This window comes from Bacillus sp. FSL M7-0558 (assembly GCF_038003245.1).
Classification (GTDB): Bacteria; Bacillota; Bacilli; order Bacillales; family Bacillaceae; genus Bacillus; species Bacillus pumilus.
Window position 1 is genome coordinate 2,192,407 of record NZ_JBBOOU010000001.1, and the last position, 15,149, is coordinate 2,207,555.

General features: G+C 41.9%; 18 protein-coding genes. 4 read left to right on the forward strand and 14 right to left on the reverse strand.

The window, feature by feature from the left end:
• Positions 1–148: 148 nt before the first annotated feature.
• On the reverse strand, positions 149–1,558 hold the full coding sequence (gndA, locus tag MHB79_RS10965) for an NADP-dependent phosphogluconate dehydrogenase (protein ID WP_106029174.1): 1,410 nt from the start codon (positions 1,556–1,558) through the stop codon (positions 149–151).
• A 98-nt stretch (positions 1,559–1,656) separates the two neighbouring features.
• On the reverse strand, positions 1,657–2,913 hold the full coding sequence (locus tag MHB79_RS10970; protein ID WP_340989745.1) for a DNA polymerase IV: 1,257 nt from the start codon (positions 2,911–2,913) through the stop codon (positions 1,657–1,659).
• 97 nt (positions 2,914–3,010) lie between these two features.
• Here MHB79_RS10970 and MHB79_RS10975 point away from each other — a divergent pair, with 97 nt between their 5' ends.
• Entirely contained in the window at positions 3,011–3,292 is a 282-nt protein-coding gene (locus MHB79_RS10975; RefSeq protein WP_003215677.1) for a hypothetical protein, read from the forward strand.
• A 27-nt stretch (positions 3,293–3,319) separates the two neighbouring features.
• Positions 3,320–4,141 carry a membrane protein insertase YidC gene (locus MHB79_RS10980; RefSeq protein WP_050943794.1) on the forward strand — a complete coding sequence of 274 codons (822 nt, stop codon included), beginning with the start codon at positions 3,320–3,322 and terminating at the stop codon, positions 4,139–4,141.
• A 36-nt stretch (positions 4,142–4,177) separates the two neighbouring features.
• Here the strand turns inward: MHB79_RS10980 and MHB79_RS10985 are convergent, their stop codons facing one another.
• From MHB79_RS10985 to mce, 4 genes are read right to left on the reverse strand one after another with little or no spacing between them, the layout of a single operon-like run.
• The gene (locus MHB79_RS10985) at positions 4,178–4,642 is read right to left on the reverse strand and encodes a chemotaxis protein CheW (protein ID WP_003215942.1); all 465 of its coding nucleotides are present in this window, start codon (positions 4,640–4,642) and stop codon (positions 4,178–4,180) included.
• Positions 4,643–4,656: 14 nt separating this feature from the next.
• Positions 4,657–5,778 carry a M20/M25/M40 family metallo-hydrolase gene (locus tag MHB79_RS10990; RefSeq protein WP_050943793.1) on the reverse strand — a complete coding sequence of 374 codons (1,122 nt, stop codon included), beginning with the start codon at positions 5,776–5,778 and terminating at the stop codon, positions 4,657–4,659.
• A 16-nt stretch (positions 5,779–5,794) separates the two neighbouring features.
• Positions 5,795–7,258 (reverse strand): acyl-CoA carboxylase subunit beta, encoded by a 1,464-nt coding sequence (locus tag MHB79_RS10995; protein WP_340989747.1) that lies wholly within the window; start codon positions 7,256–7,258, stop codon positions 5,795–5,797.
• Positions 7,255–7,674, reverse strand: coding sequence for a methylmalonyl-CoA epimerase (gene mce, locus MHB79_RS11000; protein WP_340989749.1), 420 nt, complete (start codon positions 7,672–7,674; stop codon positions 7,255–7,257). The genes MHB79_RS10995 and mce overlap by 4 nt, the downstream gene beginning before the upstream one ends.
• A gap of 114 nt (positions 7,675–7,788) precedes the next feature.
• Between mce and MHB79_RS11005 the strand changes: the two genes are divergently transcribed.
• Positions 7,789–7,869: a hypothetical protein gene (locus MHB79_RS11005; RefSeq protein ID WP_257736823.1), complete on the forward strand. Its 81-nt coding sequence runs from the start codon at positions 7,789–7,791 to the stop codon at positions 7,867–7,869.
• 38 nt (positions 7,870–7,907) lie between these two features.
• On the opposite strand, the gene MHB79_RS11010 is transcribed toward MHB79_RS11005, so the two are convergent.
• The 6 genes from MHB79_RS11010 to MHB79_RS11035 all read right to left on the reverse strand — a co-directional run bounded on the left by MHB79_RS11010 (position 7,908) and on the right by MHB79_RS11035 (position 12,439).
• Positions 7,908–8,417: a L,D-transpeptidase gene (locus tag MHB79_RS11010; protein ID WP_340989751.1), complete on the reverse strand. Its 510-nt coding sequence runs from the start codon at positions 8,415–8,417 to the stop codon at positions 7,908–7,910.
• Positions 8,418–8,469: 52 nt separating this feature from the next.
• Entirely contained in the window at positions 8,470–9,423 is a 954-nt protein-coding gene (locus MHB79_RS11015; protein WP_003216109.1) for an aromatic acid exporter family protein, read from the reverse strand.
• A 120-nt stretch (positions 9,424–9,543) separates the two neighbouring features.
• A complete protein-coding gene (locus MHB79_RS11020) occupies positions 9,544–10,266 on the reverse strand; it encodes an amino acid ABC transporter ATP-binding protein (RefSeq protein WP_003215712.1) in 723 nt (240 codons plus the stop codon).
• Positions 10,259–10,915, reverse strand: a complete 657-nt coding sequence (locus tag MHB79_RS11025; protein ID WP_284907014.1) for an amino acid ABC transporter permease — start codon at positions 10,913–10,915, stop codon at positions 10,259–10,261. Before MHB79_RS11025 ends, MHB79_RS11020 begins: the two co-directional genes overlap by 8 nt.
• A gap of 126 nt (positions 10,916–11,041) precedes the next feature.
• Entirely contained in the window at positions 11,042–11,806 is a 765-nt protein-coding gene (locus MHB79_RS11030) for a transporter substrate-binding domain-containing protein (RefSeq protein WP_340989754.1), read from the reverse strand.
• Between the two features lie 195 nt (positions 11,807–12,001).
• Positions 12,002–12,439: a BrxA/BrxB family bacilliredoxin gene (locus MHB79_RS11035; RefSeq protein ID WP_003215907.1), complete on the reverse strand. Its 438-nt coding sequence runs from the start codon at positions 12,437–12,439 to the stop codon at positions 12,002–12,004.
• 170 nt (positions 12,440–12,609) lie between these two features.
• Here MHB79_RS11035 and MHB79_RS11040 point away from each other — a divergent pair, with 170 nt between their 5' ends.
• Positions 12,610–13,503 (forward strand): YegS/Rv2252/BmrU family lipid kinase, encoded by an 894-nt coding sequence (locus MHB79_RS11040; protein WP_340989756.1) that lies wholly within the window; start codon positions 12,610–12,612, stop codon positions 13,501–13,503.
• Positions 13,504–13,518: 15 nt separating this feature from the next.
• Here MHB79_RS11040 and MHB79_RS11045 read toward each other — a convergent pair whose 3' ends face one another.
• Together MHB79_RS11045 and MHB79_RS11050 are read right to left on the reverse strand one after the other, a co-directional pair.
• On the reverse strand, positions 13,519–13,812 hold the full coding sequence (locus tag MHB79_RS11045; protein ID WP_050943788.1) for a YesK-like family protein: 294 nt from the start codon (positions 13,810–13,812) through the stop codon (positions 13,519–13,521).
• 65 nt (positions 13,813–13,877) lie between these two features.
• Positions 13,878–15,134 (reverse strand): dihydrolipoamide acetyltransferase family protein, encoded by a 1,257-nt coding sequence (locus MHB79_RS11050; RefSeq protein ID WP_340989758.1) that lies wholly within the window; start codon positions 15,132–15,134, stop codon positions 13,878–13,880.
• Between the last annotated feature and the right edge of the window lie 15 nt (positions 15,135–15,149).

Below are 15,149 nucleotides of genomic sequence, written 5' to 3' on the forward strand. Positions count from 1 at the left end.
TTTACATAGCATCCCTCTTTTTCGCATTTTTAGCCGAAAAGATGCAAACACAAAAAAACCTTACCAAAGGGTAAGGTTTCAGATTGTTGACAAAGGGCTAAAGTGTTCTTAATTTTAGCCTTTTGTCTTCTTTTCAGTCGTTCTATATTTATTTCATCCATTCTGTATGGAAGATGCCTTCTTTATCTGTGCGCTCATACGTATGTGCACCGAAATAGTCACGCTGCGCTTGAATTAAGTTCGCTGGCAGGACGGCTGTGCGATAGCTATCGAAGTAAGCAAGTGCACTTGACAATGAAGGAACAGGAACTCCTTGCTCCACTGCAAGTGAAATGACTTTACGAAGAGATGATTGATAGCTTTGAGCAATATCCTTAAAGTAAGGATCAAGCAATAGGTTTTTCAGTTCTGGGTTACGGTCATATGCTTCTTTAATTTGTTGTAAGAAGGCTGCACGAATGATACATCCACCACGGAAGATCATTGCAATTTCACCATATTTTAAATCCCAGTTATACTCATCAGATGCTGCTTTCATTTGCGCAAAACCTTGTGCATATGAGCAAATTTTACTCATGAATAGGGCTTTTCTAACCGCTTCGATCAGCTCTTTTTTATTCTCTGCTGATTGCGCTGGCTTAGGACCTTCGATTAATTGGCTTGCTTCAACACGCTCATCTTTCATTGCTGAAATGTAGCGCGCGAAAACAGACTCAGTAATGATTGGAAGCGGAACACCTAGATCAAGAGAACTTTGGCTCGTCCATTTTCCAGTTCCTTTTTGCCCAGCTTTATCTAAGATGACATCCACAAGCGGCTGGTTTGTTTCTTCATCCACTTTTGTGAAAATATCAGCTGTAATTTCGATTAAATAGCTGTCAAGCTCGCCTTTATTCCATTCTGAGAATACTTCATGAAGCTCCTCTGCTGACAATCCAGCCACATGCTTCAAGATAAAGTATGATTCAGAAATCAATTGCATGTCTCCGTACTCGATGCCGTTATGGACCATTTTGACATAATGTCCTGCTCCATCTGGGCCGATATACGTTGTACATGGCTCGCCATCTACTTTCGCAGAGATCGCTTCTAAAATTGGTTTCACTAGCTCATGCGCTTCTTTTTGACCGCCAGGCATGATCGATGGACCTTTTAGTGCACCTTCTTCACCGCCAGAAACACCTGTACCAATGAAGTGGATACCACTTTCCGCAAGCTCTTGATTACGTCTTTGCGTATCCTTGTAATATGTATTTCCACCATCAATTAAGATGTCACCTTTCTCTAGGTGAGGAAGTAATGATTGAATGGTTGCATCCGTTGCTGCACCAGCTTTTACCATTAAAAGAATTTTACGCGGTGTTTCAAGCGACTGAACAAATTCTTCGATGCTGTATGTGCCTACAACGTTTTTCCCTTTTGATTCTTGAAGAAATTCTTCCGTTTTGCTGCTAGATCTGTTATAAACGGACACGGAGAACCCGCGGCTTTCAATATTAAGGGCAAGGTTTTTCCCCATAACGGCTAGTCCAACCACACCGATTTGTTGTTTTGACATAATTCTGACGTCCCTTCTAACACACTATATTGATTACTGCTGAAATGATGTACCCTTTGAAATTACCACAACACCACCTCTTTTATCAAGTTTTCAGGCTAGTCATTTCCTTTTTCGTCCTGAAAAAAGTCTTTATTAAAACTTGTTCCACTTGTTTTACTCTCTTTTTCCTTGATGGTCATCCCTCTTTGAACGAGTGATTTTCCATACTTTTCTTTCAGTCCTTCTAAAATGGTTTGAAGAGGCTCTTCTTTTGCATCTTCTGTATAGGAAAATAAATCAAGCTGTTTAACGGCTGCTTTTCGTTCTACAAGGTCTGTCCCCGTCACACCTAAGAGTCTCACAGGCTGATCATTCCAATGTTTAAGGAATAACTGCCTTGCTGCCTCAAATAAGTCTTCCTTCCGATCGGTCGGATTCGTGAGGGTGACACTTCGCGTGATATTTTTCCAGCTTGCGTACCGAATCATGATGAGCAGCCGATTGGCCATCACTTCTTTTCTCCTTAACCTTGCACTCACAGATTGTGACAGCTTATCAATTAACGCGACAAGTTCATCTGGATCGTCAGAATCATGAGGAAGGGTTGATGAATTACCGACGGATTTAAATTCGTATATCCTTTCTGGGTCCACGATGCCGTCATGTTCACCATTCGCCTTTTGCTTTAATCTCGGTCCATTGATACCCAGTAATTCCTTTAGTGTATACTCATTTGCTTTCGCTAAGTCTTTAATGGTATGAATGCCAATCGTTTTCAATTTATCAGCCGTTTTTTGTCCAACTCCGTGCATGTCACCCGCTGGCAGCGGCCATAGCATTTGGGGTACATCTCGTTTACGCAAAATGGTGATGCCCATTGGTTTTTTCCAATTAGACGCCATTTTCGCTAAAAATTTATTCGGTGCAATGCCAATACTTGAAGGAAGCATGAGCTCCTCTACAAGCCTCGTTTGAATATCATGAGCCGTTTTCACCGCATGCTCGGCATATGGCGTATGCGTTAAATCAATATAGCCCTCGTCAATGGATACGGGTTCGACTAAATCGCTGTATTCTCTTAGTATCGTAAACATCTCTTGTGAGGAGCTTCGGTACCGGTCAAAGTTTGGTGTACGGACAATCAGCCCCGGACAAAGCCGCTTCGCTTCCCATAACGGCATCGGGGGCTTTACACCTAGCGCTCTTGCCTCGTAGCTGCACGTGACCACAATCCCTTTACGCTCTTTCGCATTTCCGCTAATGGCTAAAGGTTTCCCTCTCAAAGAAGGATCATACGCCATCTCGACTGATGCATAAAAACTATTCATATCAATATGAAAAATGATTCGACCCTTCCTTTGAGAATCAGCCATTTGCCTGCCTCCTAAATCTATCGACTTGATGTTTGTTCCAATAGACATTTCATATGGTGTATAGTACACTGTGAGTAATGAAATGGATGTGATAATCATGATTATTGATACATTCAATGAAGTCTTTTTCCTTGTTGAATTCTTTACGATTATTCTTCCAGCGCTGACGGCCATCGGCATTGCTTTTTTATTAAAAGACTGCCGTATGAACGAACACCTCGGTGGACATCGTTTGGAAGAGTTGGACGCATCTTTATTGAATCGAACAGACTTTCTGTTTATCATATATGATCGCATTACAACTTGGATTAGTAAAGTCATTCGAATGAAACGATCATCAAACGATGATGAAGACCATTCGCTTCCTCTCTCTAATTAATTTTTTTAAAAATGAGGAGGAAACGAATTGAAACGTTTATTAACGATTTGTACGACTTTATGTTTAATGATGATTGCCTCACCTGCTTTTGCAGCGAGTGGGCAAACGAATACGAGCTCTGATGGGTTTTTCCATCATTATTTTGTCCAGCCTTTTTCTGAGCTGATCATTTGGCTTGCGAACTTCTTCCATGATGATTATGGTTTATCGATTATGTTCGTGACCTTGATCGTCCGCCTACTGATTTTCCCTCTTTTTGCGAACCAATTTAAGAAGCAAAGAGTCATGCAGGAGAAAATGGCACTAGTGAAGCCTCAAATTGACGAAATTCAAAACAAATTGAAGAAAACGAAAGAACCTGAAAAACAAAAAGAACTACAAATGGAAATGATGAAAGTATACAAAGAGAACAATGTGAACCCGCTGGCAATGGGCTGTCTGCCTATGCTGATTCAAATTCCAATTGTTCTTGGCTTTTACTCAGCGATCCGCTCAACACCTGAGATCGCAACACATTCGTTCCTATGGTTTAACTTAGGACAAACCGATCTATTGGTCGCGATCTTTGCAGGCGCTATGTATTTCTTGCAATTTTATGTTACGCAAAGGTTTGCGAAGCAATCAGGCACCCAGACAGAGGCTGCGCTGAAGCAAGCCAAAGTGATGGGCATGATTTTCCCAATCATGATGCTGTTTATTTCAATCAATGCACCCGCTGCCCTTCCTTTATACTGGATGACAAGCGGATTATTACTCACAATCCAAACGATTATTTTAAATGTCATGTACCAAAAATCAAAATCAAAAAAAGCTGAGGCAAACGACCAAGCTAGCCCAGCTGCTGAATAAAAATAATCCCCTTATCATTTGATAAGGGGATTATCTTTATGCCAATTCTTCTTTTAACCGTTCTGGCAATTGATCGAGATCCTCAATTCTCCCAAGGAACTTATTCGGGTCCACTTGTAAAATCATCTTGTTCTCTCTCTCCACAACGCCGAAAAAATATTCAGAGGCTTTCGTGTTCATATGAAATGGCTTGATCTCGCTTAGCTCGATATCAATAATATCTTTTGCATCCGAGACAAGACAGCCTACCATTTGTCCGTTTAATTCAAATAGCAACACCTTGGATTGTTCGTTCACATCAAGAGGCTTTCCGTGAAGCATCACGCCTGTGTCACTGACAGGAATGACCTCTCCCCTTAAAGACATGAGTCCTTTTATTTCTTTAGGAAGGTTCGATACTTCTTGTAAATAAGGGACCTTCTCAATCGAACGAATATGCTCTACACTGATGCCAAAATCCTCTTGCCCCACTTGGAAAATAATGATTTTTTGCGTGCTCACAGAGTCTCCTGCCTTTACGATGGATTTGTCGTTTCTTCGATAATGGCGAGAACCATTTCAGCTGTTTTGACTAATTCTTCAATCGGCATTTTCTCATTTTTCGTATGAATATCTTCATATCCAACAGCTAGGTTGACAGTTGGGACGCCGTTTCCTGCAATGACGTTTGCATCACTGCCTCCGCCGCTCGTCTGTAGTTCTGATGGACGGCCAATTTTCGCAGCCGCTTTTTTCGCCACTTCTACGACTTGATCGCCGTGAGAGAATTTGAAGCCTGGATACATGATGTCAATGTGTACATCGGCACTTCCGCCCATTTCTTTAGCGGTTTTTTCAAAGGCTTCTTTCATCTTCGCTACTTGAGCTTCCATTTTTGCAGGTTCTAAAGAGCGTGCTTCCGCAAGGATATCGACTTGATCGCACACAATATTCGTTTGCGTTCCGCCTTCAAAACGACCGATATTCGCCGTTGTTTCTTCATCAATTCGGCCAAGCGGCATACTAGCAATGGCTTTTGATGCAATGGTAATCGCAGACACACCTTTTTCAGGCGCGACACCTGCGTGAGCTGTTTTCCCGTAAATGGTTGCGCGTACTTTTGCCTGTGTTGGCGCTGCAACGATAATGGTTCCGACCTTGCCATCTGAATCAAGGGCATAGCCATATGCCGCTGTCATCAACTTCGGATCTAACGCTTTTGCTCCGACAAGTCCTGATTCCTCACCTGCTGTGATGACAAATTCAATCGTTCCATGCGGTAAATTCTTCTCTTTCAGCACACGGATCGCTTCAAACATTGCCGCAAGTCCTGTCTTATCGTCAGCACCAAGAATGGTTGTTCCATCTGTTTTCACATAGCCGTCTTCAATGACTGGTTTTACGCCATTGCCCGGAACAACTGTGTCCATATGAGACGTGAAATAGATGGTATCAGCCTCTTGAGTGCCTTCCAGCGTACAGATGAGGTTGCCTGCACCGTGGCCTGTTTTCGCTTTTGAGTCGTCTTCCACCACTTTTAGTCCAAGCTGCGAGAATTTTTCTTTTAAGACTTCCACAATTTTCTCTTCGTGTTTTGTTTCCGAATCAATCTGAACTAGTTCTAAAAATTCGTCTAGTAAACGTTTTTCATTGATCATGATGATGCTCCTCCTCTTATAGCGGCATGTTGCCATGCTTTTTTAACGGTCTATCTTCTTCCTTCCTGCGTAGCAAATCAAATGAGCGAATCAATCGTTCTCTCGTTTCAGACGGCATGAAAATATCGTCTATCAGCCCTGCCTGAGCCGCTTTGAATACACTTGGCTCCGTTTCAACCTTGCGCGAAGCAGGATGAACGATTTCGTCAGCGAACGTTTTCCCCATGACATCAATTTCTGCCGCTGGCCATGCATAAACAAAGTCAGCGCCTAATCCCTTGCTATTCATTGCGACATACGCACCGCCATACGCCTTTCTTAAAATCACCGTGATTTTTGGAACGGTCGCTTCAGCGTACGCATATAAAAGCTTTGCGCCGTGACGGATAATTCCCGCATGCTCGGCTTTCTCACCTGGTAAAAAACCAGGGACGTCTACAAGTGTTAAGAGCGGAATATGAAACGCATCGCAAAATCGAATAAACCTGGCCGCTTTATCAGCAGCATCAAGGTCAAGGCTTCCTGCCAGCACCTTTGGCTGATTGGCAACTATACCAATTGAAGCCCCTTGTAATCTGGCAAACCCTGTGACGATATTTTTTGAGAAACAAGGTTGTGTCTCAAAGAATGAGCCTGAATCGATGATCGCTGTCACCACTTGTTTGACATCATAGGTGCGTGATGGATCCTTCGGCAAGATGTTGCCTGGATCAGCTGCGTCTTGCTTACTCGTTTCAGCGTCCATGACAGTCTGTTGTTTCGTTGGTATGTACGTTAAAAGTGTTCGAACCGCTTTTAACACGTCTTTCTCATCTTTGCCAGTATAGTGCACATTCCCGCTTGTCTGATGCTGAACACTTGCACCGCCAAGACGGTCAGGACAGACCGTTTCTCCTGTTGCCTTTTCTATGACTTTCGGACCTGTTAAAAACATATGAGCTGTCTGTTCTGTCATGAACACAAAATCAGTCAAGGCAGGAGAATAGACTGCTCCTCCAGCACAAGAGCCTAAAATAACGGATATTTGCGGGATTTGACCAGAGTACAGCACATTCCGTTTAAAAATCTGTCCGTATCCTTCTAATGATACCACACCCTCTTGAATTCTCGCACCACCTGAGTCTTTTAGACCGATGACCGCCATCTGATTTTTAGCTGCGAGATCCATTAGAGAAGCAATTTTTTTGGCATGTATTTCGCCTAAAGACCCTCCATGCACTGTTGCATCTTGTGCATAAACACATACCGGCTTTCCATGAATGAGTCCAGTTCCAGTGACGACACCATCACCGACATGCTCTGACATGCGGCCTGTTGCAAATCCTTGAATTTCCATGAAACTGCCCCCGTCAAGAAGTTCATGCAGCCGCTGACGAACCGTTAGTTTTCCTTTGTTCCGGTGCGCAGCTGCACGTTTCACGCCGCCGCCCATGAATGCTTTTTCGCGCCATGTAGCCAAGTCATTGAACGATTCATTCATTGCAAATGTTCCTCTCCTTTCAAGGGCTCGCACAATTCGAATAACACACCGGACGTTTCTTTCGGTGAAATAAAAGCAATCCGCTTCCCGCTCGCGCCTATCTGTGCTGATTGTTGGAGAAGCTCCACGCCAAGATGATCAAGACGGTTAAGGTCCGCCTGTATGTCACCTGACTTTAGCGCAATATGATGGAGTCCCTCTCCTCTTTTTGTTAAAAAGGTATGTAGTTCGCTGCTACCGGACATCGGTTCAATTAATTCAATGTGCACATGATCAAGTGAAGCGAAGGACGCTTTAATCTCCTGCTCAGGAATTTCTTGTATGTCTGAAAAATGCCAGTTAAACAGCTGTTGAAGAATTCGAGATGTGTTTTTTATAGAAAAGACCGCAATGGCAATATGGTCGATTTGATTCATCCGTTCACTTCCTTTGTTGATCACTTGTCGCATTTGAAAAAACGAGCTAAAATAAAGAAAAGTGCGTTCGTCGCAAAAAATCTTCGGTTATAGGGGTGCGATATGTCTCAGAAAATGATGAAATTCATGGTATTGCTCATGATTAGCCTGCTGCTAATATCTTCACTTTTAGCAGGAGCCGCAACCTTTTTATAAGGTTTCAATAAAAGCAGACAAGCAGGTGATTCGTTCAATCAACGAATGGCCTGTTTGTCTTTGGCAAGCTTTTCAAATGAATCGGTTGATGTTGTAATCCACACTTTTGTCCCAACCGAAAGCTGGTCAAATAGAAGCTCTACATCTTGATTATGAAGTCTCACACAGCCTGCCGTGATAAATTTCCCTATCGATGTTTCGTCACTCGTCCCATGAATTCCGTATGTTCTACCATCTGTTCCTCGTGCATCAAATCCAATCCATCTTCTGCCAAGAGGGTTATTCTTCGCACCGCCTTCGATATTCTTTTTTCTGTAATAGGGATCTTTCGCTTTGATCATAATGGTAAATTCCCCTTCTGGCGTTAAATCGGACGTTTTCCCTGTAGAAGCAGGATATATTTTTTGGATTTGTCCTTGATCAATATAGGCAAGTTCATTTGTTTGTTTATTAATAATGACATAAGGGTCTCCTGGAAGCGGGTTTTGTCCGAGCGGCCAGATAGGTGAAAGGGACATGGTCAATACGGTATAAAATAAAAGACGCATAGGCTCCTCCTTTTTCATTAGATTGACCAATGAAGGAGGAACTCATGCGTCTCTATTCTTTCATCCCTTTAAAATAGCTTTTCAATACTAAATATTGTTCCATTTCTCCGAGGAAATGAAACAGTGCAGCTCTTGCCTCAAACTCTTCTCTTGTTTGCGGCAGCGGTAGCTTATCGAACTCTTCTTTCATATCAATGAGGCGCCTTAAAAACTTATGCGCCGTGTTCCCTGGGTGAATATGTTCGCGTAAGTCTCTAATGTATTCTGCAATGATTTGTCCATGCTCTGTTGTAATGGAAATGGACGTGATCTTCGGAAGCACACGCTCGATGATTTCGAACTGCTTTTGCCTCATATTGAAATAATGATAATACAGGTTTTCATGTCTTAAGACATGGTTTTCAACATCACGATATGCGAGAGCTTTCGCTTCTTTAATCAATTGATGTGTCTCTGGTATTTCTTTGCCTGTCCAGTCTTGTTTCCCTGTCATTAAGTATTGCTCGATTTCTTCAAAAATTTTTGCAAAGTTGTCTTCAATCTGTTCGCTGTAGCGTTTGAGCTTTTTATCGACACTTGGCATATACAGGTTCATGATTAGTGCCACGCCAACACCAATCGTAATCAGCAGCAGCTCATTCCAGATGAGGTGAAGGGTAATCCCGCCCGACATGTATAAATGGAGGATGATGACTGAACTTGTGACAATCCCTTCTTTAATGCGGAGCAATACGGTTGTCGGAATAAAGACAAGCAGCATCAGACCAATCACAAAAGGATGATACCCAATCAGATCGAAAAATAGATAAGAAAATAAAATGGCAAGACTGCATGCGGCAAAGCGGGCGCCTGATGCAAGAAGCGACCGTTTCTTTGTCACCTGAATACACAGAATCGTAATAATCCCGGCAGCGGAATAATTTTGAAGGCCAAGCAGTTGCGCAATATAAATGGCGATCGCTGTTCCTAATGCTGTTTTCAGCGTTCGGTAGCCGATTTTAAACATGATATGAGTCACTCTTTTCTGTCTTGTTTCTATTCACTTATTGTGAAATGGTGAACTTTTTTACTTTCCCCATTATAATCAAAAAAAGAAGGAGATGTTAAGTCTCCCTCTCTTTTTTCTTTATAATATTTTTTGTAAGAAGTCTTTCGCGCGCTGTGATGACGGTGATTCAAAGAATTGCACAGGGTTTGCATCCTCTACAATTTTCCCATCGTCCATAAAGATCACGCGGTCAGCCACTTCTTTTGCAAAGCCCATTTCATGTGTGACGATCACAAGTGTCATACCAGATTGAGCCAGCTCTTTCATGACCTCTAGCACTTCCTTGACCATTTCTGGATCTAGTGCAGACGTTGGCTCGTCAAACAGCATGATGTCTGGTGTCATTGCAAGCGCACGTGCAATTGCGACACGCTGCTTTTGACCACCTGACAAGCGATTCGGAAAATCATCTTTTTTCTCTAAAAGCCCTACTTTTTTCAGCAGATCTTCAGCTTGTTTGATGCTGTCTTCCTTCGATTGATTCTTCACATTCATTGGCGCATATGTGATATTTTCCAGCACCGTTTTATGCGGGAACAGGTGAAAATGCTGAAACACCATTCCGATGTTCTCACGCACTTTGAGTGCATTGGTTTTTGGGTTTGTGATTTCGGTATCCTGAATCGTAATGACACCAGAAGTCGGCTTTTCGAGCAAGTTGATGCAGCGAAGAAACGTCGATTTTCCTGAACCAGATGGTCCAATGACTGCGACAACTTCCCCTTCTTTAATGGTGGTGTCGATCCCTTTTAATACTTCATTTTTGCCAAAAGATTTTGTGAGTTTCTCTATGTTAATCATTTGATTTTAACTTCCTTTCCACCGACTTGCCGACAAAGGTGAGAACAAGCACGATGATATAATAGATGAGACCCGCAAAAATAAGCGGTTCAAGATAATTATACGTGACGGCACCTGCTTGATAGGCTCGTCTCATGACATCTCCCAGTCCAATGACTGTCACAATAGCAGATTCTTTTGTCAGTGTAATCGTTTCGTTCACAAGTGCAGGTGAAATATTTTTAAATGCCTGCGGAAGCAATAAGTCCTTCATCATTTTAGCATAAGGGATGCCTAAAGCAACGGCTGCTTCTTTTTGACCTTTATCAATGGCATTAATACCAGCGCGAATAATTTCAGATACGTAAGCCGCAGAGTTTAGTGAAAATGCCGCTACAGCAGCCCAGTATTGATCGATTTGAAACCCAAGAAGCTGAGGCAGACCGAAATAAATAATGAGCAATTGAAGCACAAGCGGTGTGCCTCGGAAGATGGATGTATAAAAATCTGCAAGCCAAATGAGCGGCTTAAATACACTAATTTTGCAAAGCGTTAATAAAATCCCTAAAATAAATCCAAGAAAAAGTGATACCACTACAATAGAAAGTGTGACCTTAAGCCCTTCTAAAATAAAGGGCATCTGAGGTATTACATCTTTAAAATCTAACATGACAGTCTCCTTTTTTATGCCTTCATACGAAATCAAAAAATAAAACAGGAAAAAAGTTCAACATGAGTTGAACTTTTCAGCGCTTTCTACTGAATTTTCGTGAATGACGCTGATCCTTTTCCTGACTTATTTTTCATCAGCAAACCATTTTTTAATTAATTTATCAAGTTCGCCATTGTCTTGCATTTCTTTTAATGATTTATTAAATTTAGCTGTTAAGTCGCTATTTTTCTTGAATGCAATGGCTGAACCTTCATTTGAACTATTCAATCCAAATGCTTGGAAGTCTTTTTCTTTTTTCAAATAACCAGCAGCTACTTTATCTTCAATAATGGCTGCATCAAAACGACCTGCTTTGATTTCTTGAATGATATCTGAGATTTTATTACGGTCTTCCACTTTTAAGTTATATTTCTTTTGCAAACCGTTTGCTTCATCCTGCTGGATTGAACCTAATTGAACGCCGACTGTTTTATCTTTTAAGTCTTTCTCTGTTTTCATCCCGTTAGATTTCTTTGAAACAACTAAGTTTTTTGCATTGTAATAAACATCAGAGAAATCTAATTGTTTTTTGCGTTTTTCTGTAGGGGTCATGCCTGCTAGGACAATATCAGCTTTGTTTGTTTTAAGGGCGGATACAAGGCTTGCGAAATCCATATCTTGAATTTCTAGCTTGTAGCCGTTCTTTTTCGCTAGTGCTGTTGCAAGATCAACATCAAAACCGACAATTTCATCTCCGTCTTTTGATTCAAATGGCGGATAATCTGCTGATGTCGCCATAACGAGTGTTTTGTCATCTCCTGATGCGTTTGAATTATTAGAAGAAGTTCCGCAAGCTGCGAGTGCAGCTGCAAGACCAGCTGTCATAAGTAATAATAACCACTTTTTCATAAGATAGTGCCTCCTAGTATTTAAAATCATGTATTGTTTTGAATATTTATTCACTATAATGTATTTTAAACACTTTCTTTTTAAGATGCAATAGTATTTCGCTAAAATTATTTTGATTCAATGGTCTTATATAACAAAAAGCAGACCGATCTAAAGACCGGGCTGCTTTATATGTCATCATTCAAACGTCACATGTTAAATTTCTTTGCAATGCTCATCGAATGCAGCTTGAAGCTTTGACACGACTTCCATTGGTTCGTGCCCTTCAATTTCATGACGTTCGACCATTTTAATGATTTTTCCATCTTTTAATAATGCAAAGGATGGTGAAGATGGCGGGAAGCCTTCAAAGTATTCACGGGCTCTTGCGGTTGCCTCTTTGTCTTGTCCAGCAAACACTGTCAGCAATTGATCTGGACGCTTATCGTAATGAACAGAATAGCCTGCAGCTGGTCTTGCAATACCACCAGCACATCCGCATACTGAATTCACCATCACAAGTGCCGTGCCTTCTTTAGACAGGGCTTCATCCACTTCTTCAGCTGATGTAAGCTCATTATAGCCAGCCTGTTTGATCTCTTCTCTCGCTTGTTTCACAATATCATTCATAAATAAATTAAAATCAATATTCATTGTCCGTCCACTCCTTTAGCATGCCAAAACCATTTTAACAACATCATATCAAGGAAAACGCCTGCGGGCAAATGTGTTGTCTTTTCATTCCCCACTTTTTCTGAACATCGTTTATACGCCGCGAAATTGGGGAAAAGTGATGATAAAGAGATGAAAGGGAGAACTGCGTGATGGCACAATTCAAAAAAGCGATGCTCATTTATAATGGAAATGCTGGACAAAAAAACATGGAAAAAGTTCTCGGTCAAACAGTACCTCTTCTTTCTCTACATATTGATGAACTCATTCTTAAACCAACAAAGCAGCCAAATCATGCTTATGAATTCTGTCGCACAATTGATGAGACGATAGAATTGCTTATCATATTAGGCGGAGATGGAACCGTGCATGAATGCATGAATGGCATCGGTGGTTTAGAAAAAAGGCCAGCTGTAGCGATTTTACCAGGCGGGACATGCAATGACTTTTCTAGAACGCTTGGTATTCCGCAACAAATGCAGAAAGCCGCTCAAATGATTGTAGACGGCGTAGAAAAAAAAGTCGACTTAATCAAAGCAGGAGATCGATACTTGTTAAACTTTTGGGGCATCGGGCTGATTGCAGACACATCCAACAATATTAATGACAAGGAAAAAGCTGTACTCGGCAAAATTAGCTACTTCACAAGTGCCTTGCGCACCTTACAGCAAACAGATCCTTTTCACGTACGAATTGAAACAGAGGAGGAAAGCTGGGAAGAGGACGCTGTCATCGTTCTTGTCATGAATGGACATTTCATCGGGACAAATAAAATTGATTTGCCGAGTGCAGCGATTGATGATGGGAAAGCAGAAATCTTAATTTGCAGAAATACGAGCTTCTCTGCTCTAAAAGAAATCTTTTCTATGAACCGGGAAGAGCTGGAGGATTTCACCGGCGATCTGTCTCTCATTCAAGCATCCAATATTCAGATTCACACAAAAGAGGAAATGGATGCTGATACAGATGGCGAAGTGTACATGACAGCCCCTGCTTCTTTAGAAGTGTTAAAACAACATTTGACCTTTATTGTTCCAGCAGAATAAAGAAAACGCCCGAGATCATTCTTTTTCGGGCGTTTTTTTGATATAGCGTCTGTATAAATATTCAAGTGCATAGCCAAGCAGCGTCCCGGCAAGAAGAGAAATTCCTAAGAGGCTATTCGCTGCTCCTTTAAATCCACCGACAATCAGCAAGCAATACAAAACTTGAATAATTGAAACGATTGATATGATCAGTAGTAATCTTTCAGGATGATTGCGTGATTTAGAAATATATCGAAGAAAAGCGAACGCAATTGCTGTGATAAACATGAGTCCAATCGTTAAAAACGCAAAAAAGTCTAGTCCAGACATACCATCGCTCCTTTCTCATCATGTGGAAATCCCCCTCTCCTTAGCGGGAGGGGGACATTCTTGTTTTAGTAAACAGATGTTTGCTCATCAATGCCTTCAAGGATTTGTTTAATCCGTTGAAGGAATCTGCCGCATACAAGACCATCAAGAACTCTGTGATCTAATGAGAGACAAAGGTTGACCATGTCTCTTGCTGCAATCATACCATTTACAATCACCGGACGCTTCACGATCGATTCTACTTGTAAAATCGCCGCTTGCGGATAATTGATGATTCCCATAGATTGTACAGAACCAAATGATCCCGTGTTGTTTACAGTGAAGGTGCCGCCTTCCATGTCACTTTGCTTCAGCGTACCTTGTCTCACCTTGGAAGCAAGCTCATGAATTTCCTTGGCGATGCCTTTAATCGTTTTTTCATCTGCATCCTTAATAACTGGAACAAAAAGAGCGTCATCAGTCGCAACAGCAATCGAGACATTGATCGCTTTCTTTTGCACAATTTTATCTCCAGCCCACATGCTGTTCATTTCTGGGAATTCCTTTAAGCTCTGAGCCACTGCTTTGACAAAGAACGCAAAGAACGTCAAATTAAAGCCTTCTTTTGCTTTAAATTGGTCCTTGAGCTGATTTCTTCTAGTCACAAGGTTTGTCACATCAACTTCCATCATCGTCCATGCATGCGGAATTTCATGTTTGCTTCTCAGCATATTTGCCGCAATCGCCTGTCTGATTGGCGTGACTGGCACTTCAACATCACCAGGCATTGTAGAGATGGAAGGCGCCGCTTTTGGTTTTGATGGCTGCACAGGCTCTGGCTTGACCGCCTGTTCATTGCCAGGTGCTGTCTTCTCTTGCATGCCGCCGTTTTCAATGAGCTGAAGTAAATCTTTTCTTGTGATTCGTCCGCCTGCTCCCGTTCCTTGCACTGCCGCTAAATCAATGCTGTGCTCATCTGCTAACCGAAGGACTGCTGGAGAGTAGCGTTTCTTTTGACTTTGATTCTCTCTTGTTTGATCTGCTTCAGGTGCTTCACTTTGCTCAGGTGCCGCTTCTTCTTTCGCACTCTGCTGTGAGCTACCTTCTACTTCAATTTCACAGAACACTTCTCCTACTTGCAGTGTATCGCCTTCTTCAGCCGATAGCTTTGTAATCGTTCCTGTAAAAGATGACGGGACTTCTGCGTTCACTTTATCCGTCATAACTTCCGCAATAGGATCGTATTTATTCACATGATCGCCAGGTGAAACGAGCCATTTGCTGATGGTTCCTTCTGTTACACTTTCACCTAACTGAGGCATTTTCATTTGTTCAATTGCCACTTGAAACCCTCCTCT